This window comes from Sporolactobacillus spathodeae (assembly GCF_016908935.1).
GTDB lineage: Bacteria > Bacillota > Bacilli > Bacillales > Sporolactobacillaceae > Sporolactobacillus > Sporolactobacillus spathodeae.
On record NZ_JAFBEV010000010.1, the window covers coordinates 67,845 to 85,878 of the forward strand.

At 44.4% G+C, this 18,034-nt stretch carries 17 protein-coding genes and 1 riboswitch; of the genes, 8 read left to right on the forward strand and 9 right to left on the reverse strand.

The genetic code is table 11. The annotated features are described in order from the left end of the window. The first annotated feature begins 4 nt into the window (after positions 1-4). The gene (locus JOC27_RS06935; protein ID WP_205006375.1) at positions 5-778 is read left to right on the forward strand and encodes a 3-hydroxybutyrate dehydrogenase; all 774 of its coding nucleotides are present in this window, start codon (positions 5-7) and stop codon (positions 776-778) included. Between the two features lie 160 nt (positions 779-938). Beyond that, on the forward strand, positions 939-3,362 hold the full coding sequence (locus tag JOC27_RS06940) for a Xaa-Pro dipeptidyl-peptidase (protein WP_205006377.1): 2,424 nt from the start codon (positions 939-941) through the stop codon (positions 3,360-3,362). A gap of 260 nt (positions 3,363-3,622) precedes the next feature. Here the strand turns inward: JOC27_RS06940 and JOC27_RS06945 are convergent, their stop codons facing one another. After that, positions 3,623-4,111 carry a hypothetical protein gene (locus JOC27_RS06945; RefSeq protein WP_205006379.1) on the reverse strand — a complete coding sequence of 163 codons (489 nt, stop codon included), beginning with the start codon at positions 4,109-4,111 and terminating at the stop codon, positions 3,623-3,625. Between the two features lie 326 nt (positions 4,112-4,437). Here JOC27_RS06945 and JOC27_RS06950 point away from each other — a divergent pair, with 326 nt between their 5' ends. Further along, positions 4,438-5,121 (forward strand): DUF975 family protein, encoded by a 684-nt coding sequence (locus JOC27_RS06950; protein ID WP_205006381.1) that lies wholly within the window; start codon positions 4,438-4,440, stop codon positions 5,119-5,121. A 122-nt stretch (positions 5,122-5,243) separates the two neighbouring features. Here the strand turns inward: JOC27_RS06950 and JOC27_RS06955 are convergent, their stop codons facing one another. Both JOC27_RS06955 and JOC27_RS06960 read right to left on the reverse strand, forming a co-directional pair. Further along, positions 5,244-6,095, reverse strand: a complete 852-nt coding sequence (locus JOC27_RS06955; RefSeq protein ID WP_205006383.1) for a VOC family protein — start codon at positions 6,093-6,095, stop codon at positions 5,244-5,246. A gap of 222 nt (positions 6,096-6,317) precedes the next feature. Then, the gene (locus tag JOC27_RS06960) at positions 6,318-8,048 is read right to left on the reverse strand and encodes a methyl-accepting chemotaxis protein (protein ID WP_205006385.1); all 1,731 of its coding nucleotides are present in this window, start codon (positions 8,046-8,048) and stop codon (positions 6,318-6,320) included. A 229-nt stretch (positions 8,049-8,277) separates the two neighbouring features. Between JOC27_RS06960 and spoIIP the strand changes: the two genes are divergently transcribed. Together spoIIP and mbcS are read left to right on the forward strand one after the other, a co-directional pair. After that, complete coding sequence (spoIIP, locus tag JOC27_RS06965) at positions 8,278-9,414, forward strand: stage II sporulation protein P (protein WP_239529981.1); 1,137 nt, start codon at positions 8,278-8,280, stop codon at positions 9,412-9,414. A 186-nt stretch (positions 9,415-9,600) separates the two neighbouring features. Further along, positions 9,601-11,199, forward strand: coding sequence for an acyl-CoA synthetase MbcS (gene mbcS, locus JOC27_RS06970; protein WP_205006388.1), 1,599 nt, complete (start codon positions 9,601-9,603; stop codon positions 11,197-11,199). Between the two features lie 340 nt (positions 11,200-11,539). Here mbcS and JOC27_RS06975 read toward each other — a convergent pair whose 3' ends face one another. The 4 genes from JOC27_RS06975 to JOC27_RS06990 all read right to left on the reverse strand — a co-directional run bounded on the left by JOC27_RS06975 (position 11,540) and on the right by JOC27_RS06990 (position 15,216). Further along, complete coding sequence (locus JOC27_RS06975; RefSeq protein ID WP_205006390.1) at positions 11,540-12,310, reverse strand: SDR family NAD(P)-dependent oxidoreductase; 771 nt, start codon at positions 12,308-12,310, stop codon at positions 11,540-11,542. Between the two features lie 72 nt (positions 12,311-12,382). Continuing rightward, positions 12,383-13,186: an energy-coupling factor transporter transmembrane component T family protein gene (locus tag JOC27_RS06980; protein WP_205006392.1), complete on the reverse strand. Its 804-nt coding sequence runs from the start codon at positions 13,184-13,186 to the stop codon at positions 12,383-12,385. Then, positions 13,140-14,636 (reverse strand): ABC transporter ATP-binding protein, encoded by a 1,497-nt coding sequence (locus JOC27_RS06985; protein WP_239529982.1) that lies wholly within the window; start codon positions 14,634-14,636, stop codon positions 13,140-13,142. Before JOC27_RS06985 ends, JOC27_RS06980 begins: the two co-directional genes overlap by 47 nt. Next, a complete protein-coding gene (locus JOC27_RS06990) occupies positions 14,617-15,216 on the reverse strand; it encodes an ECF transporter S component (RefSeq protein WP_239529983.1) in 600 nt (199 codons plus the stop codon). Before JOC27_RS06990 ends, JOC27_RS06985 begins: the two co-directional genes overlap by 20 nt. Before the next feature lie 85 nt (positions 15,217-15,301). Continuing rightward, a riboswitch (TPP riboswitch) is annotated at positions 15,302-15,400 on the reverse strand. Between the two features lie 139 nt (positions 15,401-15,539). On the opposite strand from JOC27_RS06990, the gene JOC27_RS06995 reads away from it, so the two are divergent. Together JOC27_RS06995 and JOC27_RS07000 are read left to right on the forward strand one after the other, a co-directional pair. Further along, a complete protein-coding gene (locus tag JOC27_RS06995) occupies positions 15,540-16,073 on the forward strand; it encodes a hypothetical protein (RefSeq protein ID WP_205006394.1) in 534 nt (177 codons plus the stop codon). A gap of 81 nt (positions 16,074-16,154) precedes the next feature. Further along, positions 16,155-16,358 (forward strand): hypothetical protein, encoded by a 204-nt coding sequence (locus JOC27_RS07000; protein WP_205006396.1) that lies wholly within the window; start codon positions 16,155-16,157, stop codon positions 16,356-16,358. Here the strand turns inward: JOC27_RS07000 and JOC27_RS07005 are convergent. Beyond that, positions 16,335-16,754 carry a YppE family protein gene (locus JOC27_RS07005; RefSeq protein WP_205006398.1) on the reverse strand — a complete coding sequence of 140 codons (420 nt, stop codon included), beginning with the start codon at positions 16,752-16,754 and terminating at the stop codon, positions 16,335-16,337. The two genes, JOC27_RS07000 and JOC27_RS07005, sit on opposite strands and share 24 nt — an antisense overlap. Positions 16,755-16,773: 19 nt before the next feature. After that, entirely contained in the window at positions 16,774-17,094 is a 321-nt protein-coding gene (locus JOC27_RS07010; protein WP_205006400.1) for a hypothetical protein, read from the reverse strand. Positions 17,095-17,358: 264 nt separating this feature from the next. Here JOC27_RS07010 and recU point away from each other — a divergent pair, with 264 nt between their 5' ends. Further along, a complete protein-coding gene (gene recU / locus JOC27_RS07015) occupies positions 17,359-17,967 on the forward strand; it encodes a Holliday junction resolvase RecU (protein ID WP_205006402.1) in 609 nt (202 codons plus the stop codon). Positions 17,968-18,034: the final 67 nt, after the last annotated feature.

The following is an 18,034-nucleotide window of genomic DNA, read 5'->3' on the forward strand; positions in this document are numbered from 1 at the left end:
TCTTATGGGACAAAGAACAGCTGTGATAACTGGGTCAGCACGTGGCATTGGCTATTCCATTGGCAAAACATTTGCTGAAAAAGGGATTCGGGTGATATTGTCAGACATCAATGAAGAAGCGGTCAATCAAAGTGCAAAAGCGTTACAGTCGCAGGGCCTACCGGTCAGTGCCATTCCGGCGGATGTAACAAGTGAACAAGATTTGAGCCACTTAATTGAAAAGACAGTTGGCGAGTTCGGGACGCTTGATATCCTCATAAATAATGCCGGACTGCAGCATGTCGCACCGATTGAGGCATTTCCAACTGATAAATTTGAACAAATGGTTCGGATCATGCTTGTCGCCCCCTTTGTAGCGATAAAGCATGTTCTGCCTGTCATGAAGGAACAAAAGTTTGGTCGGATTATTAATATGGCTTCGATCAATGGGCTGATCGGTTTCGCCAATAAAGCCGCCTATAATAGCGCGAAACACGGATTAATCGGTTTGACCAAAGTTGCCGCTCTGGAAAGTGCGCCGTACGGTATCACAGTCAATGCTATCTGTCCAGGATATGTTGATACCGCGCTTGTCCGCGGTCAGATGAATGATTTGGCCAAAACGCGGAATGTACCACTCGAAAAAGTGCTTGATGAAGTCATCTTTCCGCTCGTTCCTCAGAAACGATTGCTTGATGTTTCAGAGATCGCCGGATATGCCTATTTTCTCGCCAGTAACGAAGCACGCGGCGTGACCGGGCAGGCTGTCGTGCTGGATGGTGGTTATACTGCGCAATAATTGAAACCAATGCAGCTTATTGATAGATGTTGGCGCACTTTGATTGTCTGTGCGTCAACTTGTTTTTTTAGCCCATTGACCGAAGCCGTTTGGGAATCCGCTTGATGGCCTTGTTTTTCATGTTATAATGACTCCAGTCACTAATGAGGAGCCTCATTCTATGAAAAATAATCAATTTGCCCGGCAAACTGCCGATCATCAAACAGTTATTAAAGAATTAACACGAATTCATTTTCTCGATGATGCGACAAGCCATGCACCCACTGTATCCACTGCGTATCGTCTGCTACTTCGAAAGGCTTTTCCGCACGTCGCAAGCGAAAATACTTTTGCATGGAAACTAAAAAACTATCTTGCGACTCCAGTAATGGATTTGCAAGACTTTCTTTCATCCGATTTGCCAATCACTGCGGATGTGTTCTATTTAGCCGCTTTGCAGCTTCTTGACTTTCTTCCGGAAGTCGATTATGACTGCAGCAAACCGCTTGATGCAATGACGCGGATACAATTACCAATGATCGCGTCTGACACCGGTGCCTGGGATAGGGAGCAATTGCTAGACGCTTGGTATTTGCTGCTTGCGACCCACACGAAAAACGGTCAGACATATCTCGATAAACTGACGAATTTCGGCTATTTTGTCCCCTATTATTCTCTTCCTGTCGCTCAGAAACCGCTTTTCTTTAATGGTAAAGCGCAAGCGGTTTTTGATACGGATAAACTGATCCGTGAAGTTGTTTATGTTGAGTCCTCAGTGGATTCCGATCAAGATGGACAATTAGATTTATTGAAAGTTGAAATCATTCGGCCAAGAGACACGAATGATGGCTTAAAGGTTCCTGCCCTATTTACAGCCAGTCCTTATAATCAAGGGACTAATGATCAGGCCGGTCAAAAAGCGATGCATCCTGTCAATGTCCCGCTGACAGAGAAACGCCCCAATCATAGTACGCTTGCAGCAATCACAACTGAACAGCCATCTACTGATCGACTCGCTCCGCGCCCCGTCGCAGGAGAAACGCAGAAAGCCTGCGAATCATTTAGCCGTGAGCGCTCCTATACGTTAAACGATTATTTTCTCGCTCGCGGTTTTGCTGTTGTCTATTCTGCTGGAATCGGTACGCTGGATTCAGACGGTATTCAGACTTGCGGCGATCCGCAACAAACAGCGGCGACGATTGCTGTGATCGAATGGCTCAATGGTTCCCGACGCGCCTTCACTAATCGTACCGATAATCTTGCGATCCGTGCCTGGTGGTGCAATGGCAAAGTCGCGATGACCGGACGCTCATATCTGGGTACGCTAGCAACCGCAGCGGCGACGACTGGTGTTGACGGATTGAAGACTATTATATCTGAGGCAGCGATTTCTTCGTGGTACGACTATTATCGGGAAAACGGTCTGATGATAGCCCCAGACGGATTTCCGGGTGAAGACGCCGATGTGCTAGCAATCGAAACATTTAGCCGTATGAAGGCGCCTGCGGATTATCAGCGAATCAAACCATTCTTTAGGGAACAGATGGAAAAAATGGCTCGCGAGATGGATCGGGAATCTGGAAATTATAACGCTTTTTGGGATGCACGCAATTATCGCAAAATGATTAAAAATATCAAATGTGATGTTTTAATGGTTCATGGTTTGAATGATTGGAACGTGAAACCTGGACAGGTCGAAAAATTATGGCAGGGATTAAGAGATGTGCCTGTGACAAAGAAAATCATTCTTCATCAAGGCAAACATATTTATATCAATGCCTTTCGTTCCATCGATTATACCGATATGATTAACCTCTGGATTAGCCATGAACTTTACGGAGTAGCAAATGGCGCGAAAGCGCTTTTGCCGGATGTCATTGTTCAAGATAATTTGACGCCAGAGACATGGACAGCTTATTCCGATTGGGCAGCTCCTAATCAAGCAAAGAAGGTTTATTATCTCTCCAAAAAAGAATTGCGAGAAGATGCGCTGGCAGATGGTGTCCTCTCCTTTAAAGACTGCCTGCCTGATGCAGTATTTCAAGACTATGCAGCGCATCATCAGCACTGGGAAACTGCGCTATTGGACAAGAAAGAGCATGATTTATCGGAAAATCGACTGCTGTTCCAAACAACACCTTTTGTTGAAGACAAAATCATTGATGGTCGCGTAACGGTTCATATCACAGCGGCATCCGACCACTCATTTGGCATGCTTAGCTTTCAGCTTGTTGACTACGGCGAAGCCAAACGATTGACTGTTACGCCGACGACTATCCAATCAATGGATCTCGGCTACCATTGGCGTGAGGATAGCCTCCGTGAGTTTACACAGGCTTCTGATGCAACAGCCTACAAAATGATAACCAAAGGTCACATCAATCTGCAGAATCGTGAAAATGCGTGGTGTACAGAGGAGTTACAACCAGGACAGTTTTATCCGATCACTTTTGATTTGCAACCGACTTTTTACCGATTAGCGGCCGGTCATCAACTAGGTTTGGTTGTCTACGCTACGGACTTCGGTATGACGGTGCGAGGTAATCAGGAACTGCATTATTCGATTAAATTAGCCACAAGTCGCATTGACGTTCCTTTTAAATAAATACTTTGCTAGAGGAACTTGGACTTGCTAAGTCTTCTAAAACGATGGCCAATCGAATCCTTAGTTCTTCTTTAATATTCTGTATATAAAAAAGGCAGTCTGTTTCCGAAAGTTGGAAGCAGACTGCTTTTTTAAGAGATAAGGAAGAAAGTTTTTCGCACAAAAATGCAGCGAGGTGCGCTGGCGCCTTGCAGGAAGCGAGCAGCCGAAGCGCAATGGTTAAAAAAGGACTTGGTTATGCCAAGTTTTTCTGAACGCGATTAAAGATCGTTTGAATCAAAGCCATCAAAGCCATCAAAGCCATCAAAACCTGAATCGAAGAAACCGCCATCATTATTTGATTGAGAATCATTTGTACTGGATTCATTGCTATAATTATTGTCTGTGTTGCTGTTTGCTCCCACGTTATTCGTATTGTTGTTGCTATTTTCTGCATTCTGATGTTCTTGAAGCGCATTTGAAATTTCGCCACCGATAATGGCACCGCCGATTGCTCCCGCACCAGCGGCTAAGCCAGTCATCAGTGGCGACGAACCGCCGGAGAATCCGCTGCCATCTTGTGCCATTTGCGGGGTCCGCTGATCGTCAATAGGCGATCCTGTACGATCGGTAGCATTCGTACCATTATTCGTATGCTCCATCTGTTGCCTACGCCAGTCGTTTTCTTCCCGCAGTCGGCGATTGCTTTGAATCAGTTTGGCGACACCAATTCCTCCTGCAATAAGGACAACCAGTATCACGATGCTCATCAAAATTACCTCTTTTCAATCATTCAAACTTTAAATCATTACATAAAATAGTCGAATAATAGTCACATTTTATTAGTGTATGCGATCCGTTATTTACATTATTTTAAAAAACCCATTACATCAATTCATCAGAGAATATCGCTCATTCACAAAAAGAAAAACCCACCGATTGTTCTCCCATACCCGCTCATCCGGTATAATAAACAATAAAGTGAACGAATAAAGCATTACTTTTCAACAGGAACAATAGATTCGACTTTGGCGGTGTTCATGGTTCGTGTGCTGCTGAAGCAAACAAGGAATCATTCTAAAGGGAGGCATCAGTCATGCTTATTCACGAAATCAAACACTCTGCACGAAAATCGCTGAGCGGTCATTGGGCAAACACCGCTCTTTTGACCCTTTTCTCATTCATTCTTCAGCAGCTTGTTCCGTTTCAATTTGAACGAACAGTCAGCGGGAGTTGGCTAAGCCAAGCGACGCCATGGTATACCCAACCAGTAGAATTCGTCTATTCCCTTTTGCTTGTACCATTCACAGTTGGCATCACTTGGCTTTATATCGATCTTGTTCGCGGTCAAGAGCCGAAAATCAGCGATACTTTCCATAGTTATCAAAGTTTTCGTTTAACATTGAAATTGGTTGGGACATCCCTTCTTGTTGGTATTTATGTGCTACTTTGGTCATTACTATTGATTATCCCTGGAATATACAAAGGTTTTGCTTACGCGCAGACTTTTTATATTTTAAAAGACCACCCGGAGTATTCAATAAATGAAGCGATTACGGCAAGTAGAGAATTAATGTGGAAAAAGAAATGGAAATATTTCCTTCTGAACTTAAGTTTCATTGGCTGGCTCATACTCGGAATCATCACAATAGGTATCGCCCTTCTTTGGGTCGTTCCCTATATAAATGCTTCAAACAGTGTGTTTTATAACGATATCGCCAATGATCAAGGCTTGGCGTTGGAACCGGAAGACCCGAATACACCGACAGCTTTGTCTTGAATATTTTTGCTGCTCGGGAAGGAATCGGGTAAAGGCCCTCCGCGTAAAATCATATTTTTGTTATAAAAACCCTTATGGATAAATCATCCAGAGGGTTTTTTGATGTGTCTGACGACGTATTGTTATTGAATATCAAGGTATACAACAAGATTTGAAGGATCAAAGGCTTGAATGCGTCCATCCTTCGCTTCTGTGCGATAACCCAGTTGTTTCAGTCGTTCGATTGCTTTTTCTCGTCCTTCATAATCAGGAAAAGTAATTGTGAAATCGGACATCCCATAGGAAGTCGCAGTGGATGCCGGACGTCCCAAACTCATCCAAGTATTTAAACCAATGTGATGATGGTAACCGCCTGTCGAGATAAAATAAGCTTGATTGCTATAGGCGGCGACACGTTGGAAACCGAGTCCCTCACAATAAAAGCGTTCAGCAGCGTGTAAATCCGCGACTTGCAGATGAAGGTGACCGAGTATCGTCCCCTCTGGGATACCTTCCCAATTTTTGTCTTCACGTTCATCAAGCAGATGAGTATCCAGCGCAACGGTTGGCATTGTCACTTGACCGTCTGTCCACTGCCATTCACTTTCCGGTCGGTCGCGGTAGAGTTCGATACCATTACCATCTGGGTCGGCGAGATAGACCGCTTCACTGACGGCATGATCGGCCCCTCCTTGCAATGGGTAACTCTCTTTCAACAGATGGTAGACGACCATAGCCAAATCCTTTCGGCTCGGTAGTAAGATGGCAAAATGATACAGCCCGGCACGCCGTTCATCATGCGGGTCAAGCCCTGCTTTTTCTTGAACGGTGATCAGTGGTGTTTTTCCATCTGCGGTATAGGTTCGACTATCTGCTGTGCTTTGAAGCACGCGGAACCCGAGCATATTTTGATAGAAATCATCGGAGCGATTCAGATTTCTGACCAATAGATGGACATGGGTCACAAATGTATTTGGTTTTTTATGAAAAGACATACGCTTTCCCTCCGTCTCAATAACTTATAATATATTATCGACTATATATTAATAAGTTTATGAATACCAATAATTGTTCTCGGCGAAGAAAGAACGATACATGATAAAGGACAGTCCCTTCATAATCCTTTGTTGGTGGGAATATTCGTTTTAAAGAGAAAAAGCTTATCAAAGAATGTAGCGAATTCTTAACAAGCTGATAAAATATATAAAGATAATCATTCACGAGAACTTAAACTGACTGACAAGCCGTTCTAGCCGCCCTGATTTATCTTGCATACTGGATGCTTCACTTGAAAAATCAGTAATGGTACGATTGATTTCTTCGATGGCTTGAGAGATTTCACCTATACTGGATGCTGCCTGTTCAAAGACGGCGGCAAAACCACCAATCGATTGTCTGATATCGGTTCCGAATAAACTGGTTTGGTGCAGTTCATTGTTCAATGCAGCCATATTATTACCGGTTTGCAGCATTTGTTTCTGAATGGTGTCAAATTGCGATCCAGTGACAAGAATTTTATCTTCACCGCGATCAGCAGCTTCTTTACTCGTCATAAGCGCTAGCTCCACAGCTCGTGTTTCTGAGTGGATCCCCGTTACAATTTGTCCGATCTGCCCGACCATCTCTGATGTTTCAGTCGACAATTGCCGAATCGACGCTGCGATTACGGAAAAACCATTTTTTCCATCCCCTGAGCGTGCCGCCTCAATTGCCGCATTCAAGGCGAGCAGATTCGTTTGACCCGCTAAACGATTAATTGATTCGGTAATCTCCGATACTTTTGTGACATGTTGCTTTAGTTTTTTCATTTTCTCAGCACAGTGTTGCATACGCTTGCGAATGTCCGCCATCGATACGACCGAATCATTCATCGTTTGTTGTCCTTTTTCAGCAGTCGAAATGGCTTGTTGTGCCCATTCGCTCGTTATTTTCGCTTTACTTGCTTCCGATTCAATCTTCTTCATGAAAGAGACTGTTTTATCGGCAATTTCAGCAGTCTGACTTGCCTGAATGGAAATGCCAGACGACAACTCCTTCAGCGTCTGTTCCACCTGAGCGCTGTTGCCCGTGACAATTTCCACAGATTGTGCCAGTGACTGACTGTTTTTACGGGCTGCTCCCGTTAACAATCCGATCGCCTGAGTCATCTCTTTCAAATGGTGATTCAATCGGATAACTGAATCACCGATCTGACCGATTTCGTCATGCGCGCTCATTTTATGAATGGAGAGGCGCAAATCACCAGAAGCCATCTTCCCTGTCATCTCCAAAACGTCTTGCATCGATCTTTTGATGCTTTTCTGAATGCGACGTGTGACGAAACTGCTGATGACAATGGCTAAGAGGAGGCTTAAAGCAACCGATCCGAGAGCAATGCGTATTTGTGCATTCGCTTTGCTAATTGCCTCGTATTGTTTCGTCAGCACAGTTTGTCTTAATTGACTCAGCTTGTTCATTGTGTCTTGCTGCAATCTGTTCTGTTGCCGTCTCAGAGCGAGCGCTTGTTTTTGATCGTTCATCAATACAGCTGGCGCAAATTCATTCTGAAAAAGGTTGTAAGCGATTGAGTCATTGCGCATGATCTGCATCAATAATTGCTTTTGCCGCGCCGTTCGCATGTCGGGTTGCATCTTCTTTTCTGCAAGAGTCAGAACACGCTGATCCTCCGTATATTTTTTGATCGATCCGTCACCTGGGCGAAGCAGATAATCAACGACACGCGTATCCTTCTGACGAAAAAGTGAACCAATTTCGGTAATTCTTGCCACTTGCTGACCAGCGGCCCCAACCTGTCGGACTGCTTTTCCTGTTTGCAATAGAGAAATCGTAGAAAATGCAACAGAGAGAACCATCATTAAGAAAATAATGAGAATGTTAATTAAATAACGCCGGTTAATGCTCATCTGGGACCATTTTAGTTGCTCCCACGTGATAACTTTTCCTTTCATTGCCACCCTCCCCTGATCCTTTCCTCATCTATCCATCATTCAGTATTCAATTTGAGATCGATCGAAACAAGTCATATTTTGTTAATTTTTGTAAAACAGCATTTACAATCTCAATTTCTATGGCGTTAATCTTTCTAAATGTACTAGAAAAGAAGTCTATTCGACCGCTCTTCTTACATAGAATTTATCGAACAGCCTGGACATGCCAAATGCTTGGGGAGGGACATTTTTGAAAAAATTCCAGCCTATTCAACCCAACTCATTCCTGCCTCGTTTCCGCCAAATACTAGCAAGCGTAATTATCCTTTTTTTTCTGTTCTATGGGGTCATTGTTCTGATTGTCAGTTTTCAAATACGGTTGAGTTATATAGACAACGTCATGCAAAAATCGAATCTGTCGTCAGCCACACTTTTGACAGAAACATTCGGCAACGAAAATATTGTCTTCAGACATGCTGTTGCGAAAAATGATCGACCGAAAAGTCTCTCACATTTTTTATTGGAAGGATTAACGGATTTGCGCTTTGATGATATTCGCAGTTTATTTGGATCGGAGCTACCTGGTTTCACTTTGTACCATACGAAAATTTTCTATGCGGGCAAGGGTTTGAACTACAATACATTGCCCCAGGATAATCCACCACCTGAGATCAAATTGGAAACGCCGAAAGCACAAAAGCCAGATAAAGCGCAACAGGAAAAAAACAAGGCAAATAGCAAGCTGAATAAGCTTGTCTTCATCTATCATACGCATAGCTGGGAATCGTATAATCCAGCGCTTGGACCAAACGAAACAAGCGCAGTCAGCGCTGATCCAAGTAAAGATGTGATCTTTGACGGGCAGATTGTCGGTAATACTCTGGTCTCGCAAGGGATTGGTTTTCTTCATGATACGACAAATAAAAATGAAGAATTGCACAAGATGGGCTGGAACTACAACGAATCCTACCAGTTTTCGCGAATCGTTGTGCAAAAGGCGATCAAAAAAAATCCGTCACTTGCCTATTTTATTGATATACACCGGGATTCGTCAGGTCGGAAACTAACGACCATGACGATAAACGGGACCGTTTATGCCAGGATTAGCATCATTATCGGTGAAGCCAATCCCAATTATTCAGCTAATTTGTACATGGCCAAGCAAGTTAAAAATCTGTTGGATCAGAAGTATCCGGGTCTGGTTCGCGGGATTGTCGGTAAAACCAAAAATGACGGAAACGGGGTCTATAATCAAGATCTTTCAAAAAATGCAATTTTAGTGGAAATCGGTGGGGTCGCCAATACACTTGATGAGGTGCAACGAAGTTCCGTTACCTTCGGCGATGCACTTGCTACTTATATCAAGCAGCAAACAAAAACAAAATAATGGGGCATAATTAAATTGAAAATATTCTTCAATAAAAGTTATGTTATTTGAAATTTATGTGTAATTAGTTGCAATTAATAGTACCAGGTATTAATATTAAATAACAATCATATTTACTAGAACTCAATTTCTAACCGTACTCGAAAATAAAGAAAACCCAATATTAACCAAGGGAGAGAACTAAGGATGGAGTTACAGGATTTAATTGCACCCGAACATTATAATCTCACGAGTGAGATTGACAGATTTGATTCAGAGAAGACAGCGCTTCTCTGGGAGGATGAGAGCGGCAATCGACAAAGTGTCACCTATCATCAGCTCATCCAGAAGGGCAGACAATTTGCCAATGTTCTGGATCGATTAGGGATAAAGAAAGGCGACCGCGTAATGACCATTGTGCCACGGCTTATCGATGCCTATGTCATTTATCTCGGCGCTTTGCGTGCCGGAGTAGTCGTCATCCCCGGGTCAGAGCTGCTGCGGGCGCATGATATCGCCTTCCGGTTACAGCAAGGCAATGCCAAAGCGATCATCGCTTACGCCGCATTTACAAATGAAGTCGATAATATTGACGAAGAATTACCTGCGCTTCAGCACCGAATTTCAGTTGCTGGTGAGACAGAGGGATGGCTGTCTATGGATGCTTTGATGGCAACAGCGCCTGCAGCATATGACACAGTCGATACACGCCGTGATGATATGGCTTTTCTGACCTATACCTCGGGGACGGCTGGAACGCCGAAAGCTGTTGTTCATTCGCACGGCTGGGCATACGCACACCTGAGAATTGCCCCCACGCGCTGGCTTGATATCCGCGATGGCGATATCTTCTGGGCGACAGCCGGCCCAGGCTGGCAGAAATGGATTTGGAGTCCGTTCCTTTCCGTGCTTGGCAAAGGAGTCACAGGACTCGTCTACTTTGGAAGATTTCATCCAGAAAAACAGTTAAAGCTTCTTCAGGATTATAAGGTGAATGTCCTGTGCTGCACGCCGACTGAATACCGTTTAATGGCTAAAGTTGATAATCTTGAGCGCTTTGATCTGTCCCACCTACGCAACGCCTGCTCGGCTGGAGAGGCACTGAACCGAGGAGTCGTTGATACCTTTAAACAAACATTCGACATTGTTGTCAAAGATGGTTATGGACAGACTGAAAGTACACTTTTGATTGGAACGATGGTCGGTATGGATGTCCGAACGGGCTCAATGGGTAAACCGATTCTGGATACATTTATTACGATTGTTGATGAAAATGGTGATCCAGTCCCTGTCGGAGAAATCGGCAATATCGCAGTCCGTCGCGATTTTCCCGCTCTGTTCAAAACCTATTACAAACAACCGGATCGCTACCAGGCTGCGGTTATCGGTAATTATTTCTTGACCGGTGATCGGGCATCCAAAGATGAGGACGGTTATTTCTGGTTCCATGGCAGGCGCGATGATGTGATTATCAGTTCGGGCTATACGATCGGGCCGGTCGAAGTTGAGGATGCGGTGCTAAAGCATAATGCGGTCAAGGATTGTGCGGTTGTTGGCAGTCCGGATGCTGTTCGCGGATTTATTGTTAAGGCCTTTGTTGTGCTAAAGGATGGCTACACAGGCAGCGCGGAGCTAACTCGAGCGATTCAGACCTTTGTTAAGAAAGAGACCGCACCGTATAAATACCCTCGCTCAATTGAATTTGTTGGTGACTTGCCCAAAACTGTCTCCGGAAAAATCAAACGCGCAGATTTGCGTGCACTTGAATTGCGCCGGGCAAGTGAACACAACCTGAAGACGAATTAATACAATGATCAGCTCTAATTAATAGACTTTGTTAATCTTCTGTTGTTTTTAGTGATTATTGCCATGTGTTCGCTTGCCGCGGGCGCACCGCGAGCCACCTCGGACAAGCTAGAATCTGGGGCCCGTATGGCACGCTGTTCCCGCCAGCGTCTCACACATTGCCTTTTGGTCACAAAACAACAATAAATTTAAACATAGCCAAGTAATAAAAAGCACCGGAACGATTCATTCCGGTGCTTTTATTTTGCTATAAAGTTAAAAAGATTAAATTCGTACTCTCTGCAACGATTGAGTGTTTATAACATTGCATTGAGAAAAGCTCTGTCTTAGATTGAAGGATTCACTGCTCTTTTTTCACGCGCGTGACTGTGCGAACGGCTTTCACCGCGACGATTGAGGGCAGCAGTTTGGCTGCAAAGGCGCCAACACGATTCCATGCGCCCGTGATCATAACTTGTTTGCCACTTTTTAACGCAGTCCATCCTTTTTTCGCAACGACAGCCGCATCCATCGTTCGGGCAAACATTTTAATATTTTCTGCGTGGGCTACTTTCCCAAAATTGGTATGGGTCGGTCCTGGACATAACGCAGTGACATGAACACCCGTTCCCGCCAGCTCCTCCGCAAGCGCTTCGGTCAAAGAAAGCACAAAGGCTTTGCTTGCAAAATAAACCGCCATAAACGGCCCTGGTTGAAACGCTGCCGTACTCGCGACATTGAGCAGCATGCCTTGTCGCTTTTTTATATCCGGGAGAAAAAGGTAGGTCAATTCGGTCAAAGCGGCAATATTCAGCTGAATCATTTGCATTTGCTCTTGAAGCGTCAATGCATGAAAGGCACCTACCCGACCGAAGCCGGCATTATTGATCAACACATCGACAGTCAACCCTAATTCGGCTACCTTGTCATAAACCAACTTGGACGCACCTGGTAAACTCAGATCCTGAGCGATCACAACCACTTGCTGATTGGGAAGCGATGCCTTAATTTCCTGCAATTTGACGTGATTCCGTGCGACAAGAATCAGATTGTATCCTTCCGCGGCCAGAAGCTGAACCATTTCATAACCGATCCCGCTTGAAGCACCTGTAATCAGCGCTGTTTGTGTCATTATTCTTACCCGCCTCCTCCCTATCAAGCATACTTCGAAAAATATCGGGCCGTCAATTCAACCCAAACATATTTAGTATTGGTCCAATACGTGCACGAATGGTGTCAATGGAATCCAAACAGCCAGAATGAATGAGGCAGCAACAGTAAACCCGATCAGCAAACTAAAGAAAAAGTCATAACGACTCCATCCGATTGAATAGTAGAACGTGCGTGCCTCTGTCATCGAGAAGCGTTTTGCTTCCATCGCAACAGCGGTCCGCTGCGCCCGACGAATTGACTGTACAAGCATCGTCAGGCAATAGCGCTTGAATCGGTTATATGTAGCTGCAACTCCCTTGGCACGCGAAAGCCCTCTGACCTTCAAGGCTTGCCGAAGAATTTGAAATTCCTCAGCCATCATTGGCAACATCCGAAAGGCAGCGAGAAAGCCGTATGCAAAACGGACGGGCATTCTGCATTGCTGCATCAGGCTGTAAAAAAAAGGAACGGGTTCTGTTGTCGTCGCGAAAATCAGACTGAGCATACCAAATGTAAATGATCGTAAGCCGAGCATCAAACCTCTGGCCAAACTTTCCGTTGAAATACGGATCAGCCCGAATTGGAAAAGCAGATGAGTCCCTTTACCAAACAATGTCATGGCGGTCATACTGAACAATGATGTCAGCAATGCCATAAAGAGGAGTATGATTGATAGTTTCACTGGAATGCTGCGGTGCATTAAGTATACGATTAAAAAAAACAGTGAAGACCAAATCATGACGTTTAAATTGTCCACACAGAGAAAAACAATAAAGAGCGCAGCAATTATCAACAATTTGTAGGAAGGATTAATTTCTGCTAACCAGTTTTTCCCCCTCGTCCATTTGATGTCCATTCCCGATCACCTCACTTCCTGACCCCCTGTCCCTATGCGCGTTAGAAACCAAGCGACCGGCGTCAATCTCAAGGACGCGCGTCGCATAATGACGGACAATTTCCAGTTCGTGAGTCACCATAATGATTGTTGTGCCTTGCTGCTGCAACTCAGACAATTGATCAAGCAACTGGAAGGTGTTCTTTGCATCCTGACCAAAAGTCGGCTCATCAAGGAGCAACACTTGTGGTTGCTCCATCAGCGCTGTCGCAACACTCAGCCGACGCTTCTGACCGATTGATAATTGAAAGGGATGATTGCCGCGTACAGATGCGAGAGCAAATTTCTGCAGCATCTCACATACACGCCGGCGGATCAAATCCGGTGGGCACTGTTTGATCCGGAGAGAAAAGGCTAGCTCATCATCGACTCGATCGGTCACGAACTGGAATTCTGGATTTTGGAAGACGAAGGCAACCGCTTCCTCAGGATGCGTTAGATTCCAGATGCATTTTCCTTTTGTTGGCAGCAGGCGCTTCAAGCCTTCAAGTAGCGTACTCTTACCTGCGCCGTTTTTTCCGATGACGGCAACCCATTCCCCCCTATTAATCATTAAACTGTCAATGGAACATTTTATATGCCCATTCCGTTTGACAGAGAAACGATCCAACGTCAAAACAGTTGCTTGATAATCGGGCAGCTTTTTTGTTTGTATTCTTTGACTGAGATGGTCGCGCCATGCGCCAGGATACCAGATTCCGTCTTCAACAAGGCGCCTTTTCTGCTGTTTCAGTACCCTTTCTTTTGGACCGTCATCAATAATTGTTCCATCGTTTCCAAAGAGTACAACCCGGTCCACAAACTCAATCACTCGGTCGATTTTATGCTCAACAATGACTAATGTCCGGTTGTTGCTGACCTTTTGGAGTGATTGCCAGAAGTCTTCCGTCCCTTGAGGATCAAGCAATGCAGTCGGTTCGTCAAGAAAAAGGATATCCGGTTCGAGTGCCAAGACGCCGGCAATTGCAAGCCGCTGTTTCATCCCGCCTGATAAGCTATGGATGAGCTGATGCGGGTCGGGAAAATCAAGACCGACAAGATTCAAATAATGATTGATTAAATCTGGCATCTTCTCTCGAGCGATCTTGCGGTTTTCCAGGACAAAAGCAATGTCTTCATCTACATAAGGCATACAGAACTGTGTTTCGGGATCTTGAAAAATGAACCCCCAATTCGACGGTATTTCCTTTTTTTTCGCCTTGATCGCCATCGGCACGCTACTTGGAATTAGACCGGACAGTACTTGAAGCAGCGTTGATTTGCCGCAACCGGATGGACCGAGCAAGAGGATTTTTTCCCCCTCTGTGTACCGAAATGTTAAATCTTTAAAATGCATTTCTTTTTGTTTGGGAAAGGCGAGCCGCAGTTCAGTTACGCCCCAACGTGTACGCTCATTTATTGAGCACATCATAGTCTTCCTTGCTGACCGGACGGATAAGTTGGGTGACACCCGTTTTTTCAAGACCTTTGACGAGCACATAAGGAAAGAGTCCGGCAAGCAGTGCTGAACCAATGAAACGGAAAACGATGTTTAATGTTAAATTCCATCCAGCAAGATCAGTCAGGTAGCCATAGTAAACATCAAGAATTAACGAACCTGCAGAGGCGGCTAACCCTGATAAAATAGCCGGGATGAGTGAAAAGCGGCGATAAAAAACCGCGGCAAAGATCGCTTCCGAGAACAGGCCTTGAATCAGACCGTAATAAAGGTTCACGATACCACCACTCCCGCCAAAGAGAACTTCCGCTAATGCTGCAACAGTTTCAGCGAGGAACGCAGCGCCTGGTTTACGAATCAATACTGCCGCGAATGGTCCCGCGATAAACCAGATGCCGTATATCAATGCGTCCATCTGGAGACCGAACGATTTGAATAGGTCATAGACAGGTCCCATTAGCCGGAAAATCAGGCCAAATACAAGTGAAACGACGATCGTAACAAGAATATCTGTGAGATTAAGTGTGCGACTGACTTTTACTGATTGATTCATTTCTAATCCCCCCATGTTTTTAAATGCCGTGTGTCGACCGGTATGCGTCAAAAAAGCCGCCTTCAATAGTGAAAGCGGCTTAATGCTCGTTGATTCACCACTTTCCTACGCTGGTATTAACCAGATCAGGTCCAAGGGTCGGAACAACAGTCCCTCTCAGCAAGACGCACCCCTAGTGGACAAACGTATATTTTATTACATAATAACGATACACTTTTTGCATATCACTTATCAAGTCATAGGTACTTGATGAGCAGGATAAATTGGTCCAACACGGTCATTCTATAAATAGAAAAGACTATGACAGGGGTGATTCTTTGCCAATGAAAATTAATATTCGTCTTCTGCTCATTACCCTCGCGTTTCTGTTATGCATCGTAAAAACAGCTGCTGCCTCACCTGCACAGCCTGTGGAAATTTTCTCCACTAAAACGCTTCCTGACTATCATTCACTGCTCCTCCATTCAGACGCCATCGTTGCGGCGCATCTCGATGGCAGTTATACAAGTTGGAAAACGGGCAAACGGGTATCTGCTGCCGCTACACTTGTCAACAGCCGCCAACACCTCATCACTCACCGCGTCTTAAAAGGGACGGCTCCCACGTTTTTGCTGACGACTGGTGTTCGTCCGCTTCCTCGCCCTACTGATCCACTCAATCAACTCTATACGGGTCCTCTGGCTGACGGTGATTATCTGCTTTTCCTGAAAAAATATGGGAATGGCAGCGACTCGATTCTAAATGGTGGATTCAGTGCTGTCTATCCGCTTTATCAAGGACGAACGATCAGCCTGGAGAATGGTTTTTCAGAATTAGGCGGCAAGTCCCTTGATGAAATTAAGGAAATGGTTCACTGAAATTTACTTGCTGCTGTTCTAGAAAGCGAGACAAGCCATATACATAGGACATCAATTCATTTCAGCGGGAGGAAAAACGTCATGGAAAAAGTCATCGCTCATCTTCATCTAAAAAAACAAGGTATTCTGTTCGACTGCTTAAAAAGAATTGGTCAGCGTGCGCAGCGGGTATCAACAGAAGAGTGTCTTGAACGATTGACAACAATCATGTATCGGCTCATTCTCCTATTCGGTATTCCATATTTTCTTTTTATCCTTGTTTCATTTATTCGGATGGGCTATTAAATTCCCCTGATTGACTGTGTCAAAAGAATCAGCGAGTTCGGAAAGAAGTGTATCAAGCACATAGTCGATGGCTTGAATGGTCTCAATAAAACGACGCTGACGTGTGGTCTTTTGAAAGGCTGTCACACTGATCAATGTTAAATTATCACACGTGTCTTTGATTTGCTGCAGATGCAGATAACGTGGTTGATTTAACGCCACCCATTTATTGGCGAGTGGACTCCATTCAGCGAGTATTTGATCGGTCCGGTTAGCAAAAGGTTTGACCTCATTCTGAAAATCCGGCTTGTAGTCTGCCTTCTTGTATTGGATATAGAATTGAGCATACGCCTTTTGGCTGATTTCTTTCAATTGGTCAGTTAATTCAGCAAGACGATCGGTTGAAATTTCTTTCATTTAGCACACCTCGAATTGATTATTCTTCTGCAATTTTTTTGTCAGTCATTGTGAGAAGCGGGACATGTCTTCTGTTCTTTCTTTCCGTAGTGAATGGGTAAATTTTCTTATCTGCCACTTTCTCTTCTGCCATAGCGATCGGTCGTCCACAACACGCGGCTAATTGGTCAATGGCAAGAAAAGGAGTCAAATGCATCGACAGTGTCCTTCGATAGTTGTTAACCGTTTCATCAACTAAGTTGCAGTTTTGCCGGATGATTTTCTGAGCCATTTGATCGGTTTTCATCAGTAATAAATCCAATTGATGCGTGACATCACATGTTCTCCTGCTCTTTAACATCCTGTCCTCGCCCCTTTATCGCTAATCGTTCTTTTCCTACTGTAAGAGTACGAGAAAGCTAAAGCAGTCCCCTGCCTGTCCGACAAAACTAGAACAAATACAGCAAAACTAGTGCGTTCCAGTTATAATAATCATATTTTCGACAAAAATTGTTGTCAGAACCCTGATCGGCCGCCCTTTTTCCCTAAAAACGCACCGCTTCTGTCCACCTTTTGGTATACTGTGTTAAGATAAACGTAAAAATTTGAAAGGAGCAGCGCTATTTTGACGCTCTTTTATCCAAATGGACAGCCTTTTCAAAGGTCTGCCGAGGTGAAAACAAGCAATAATCAACAAGTGACAGTCAATTATGGCAAACGCGGAATGACGTTGGAAGAGGCCCTTAATGTGACCAATCAATATTACATTGAGTCGGATCAAGCCGTCATTTATAAGAAACCGACACCCATTCAGATTGTCCATGTTGATTATCCAAAGCGTAGCGCGGCCAGAATCACGGAAGCCTATTTCCGCAAGGCATCAACAACCGATTATAACGGCGTTTTTCTGGGAAAATATATTGATTTTGAGGCCAAGGAAACGACCCACCCTAATTATATACCATTGAAAAACTTCCACGAGCATCAAGTCCTTCATATGGCAAGGATTAAGCGGCACGGAGGCATTGGATTTATCATTGTCCGATTCACGCCAACAGACGAAATCTATTTACTTGATGCATCCTATTTGGAAAATCGTTGGAACGAAGCCATTCAAAAATCAGGTCGAAAGTCGCTTCCCAAAACGCTTTTTCAGGAAAAAGGCTATTTGGTTCCTCAGAACTATTTGCCGCGAATTGATTACCTTCGCGTGATAAAGGATGTATACTTTTAGCTGTCATATTCTTTCGGTTAAATCGAATACTATTATAAAGATTTTAACCATGAGACAGGCATTCCGG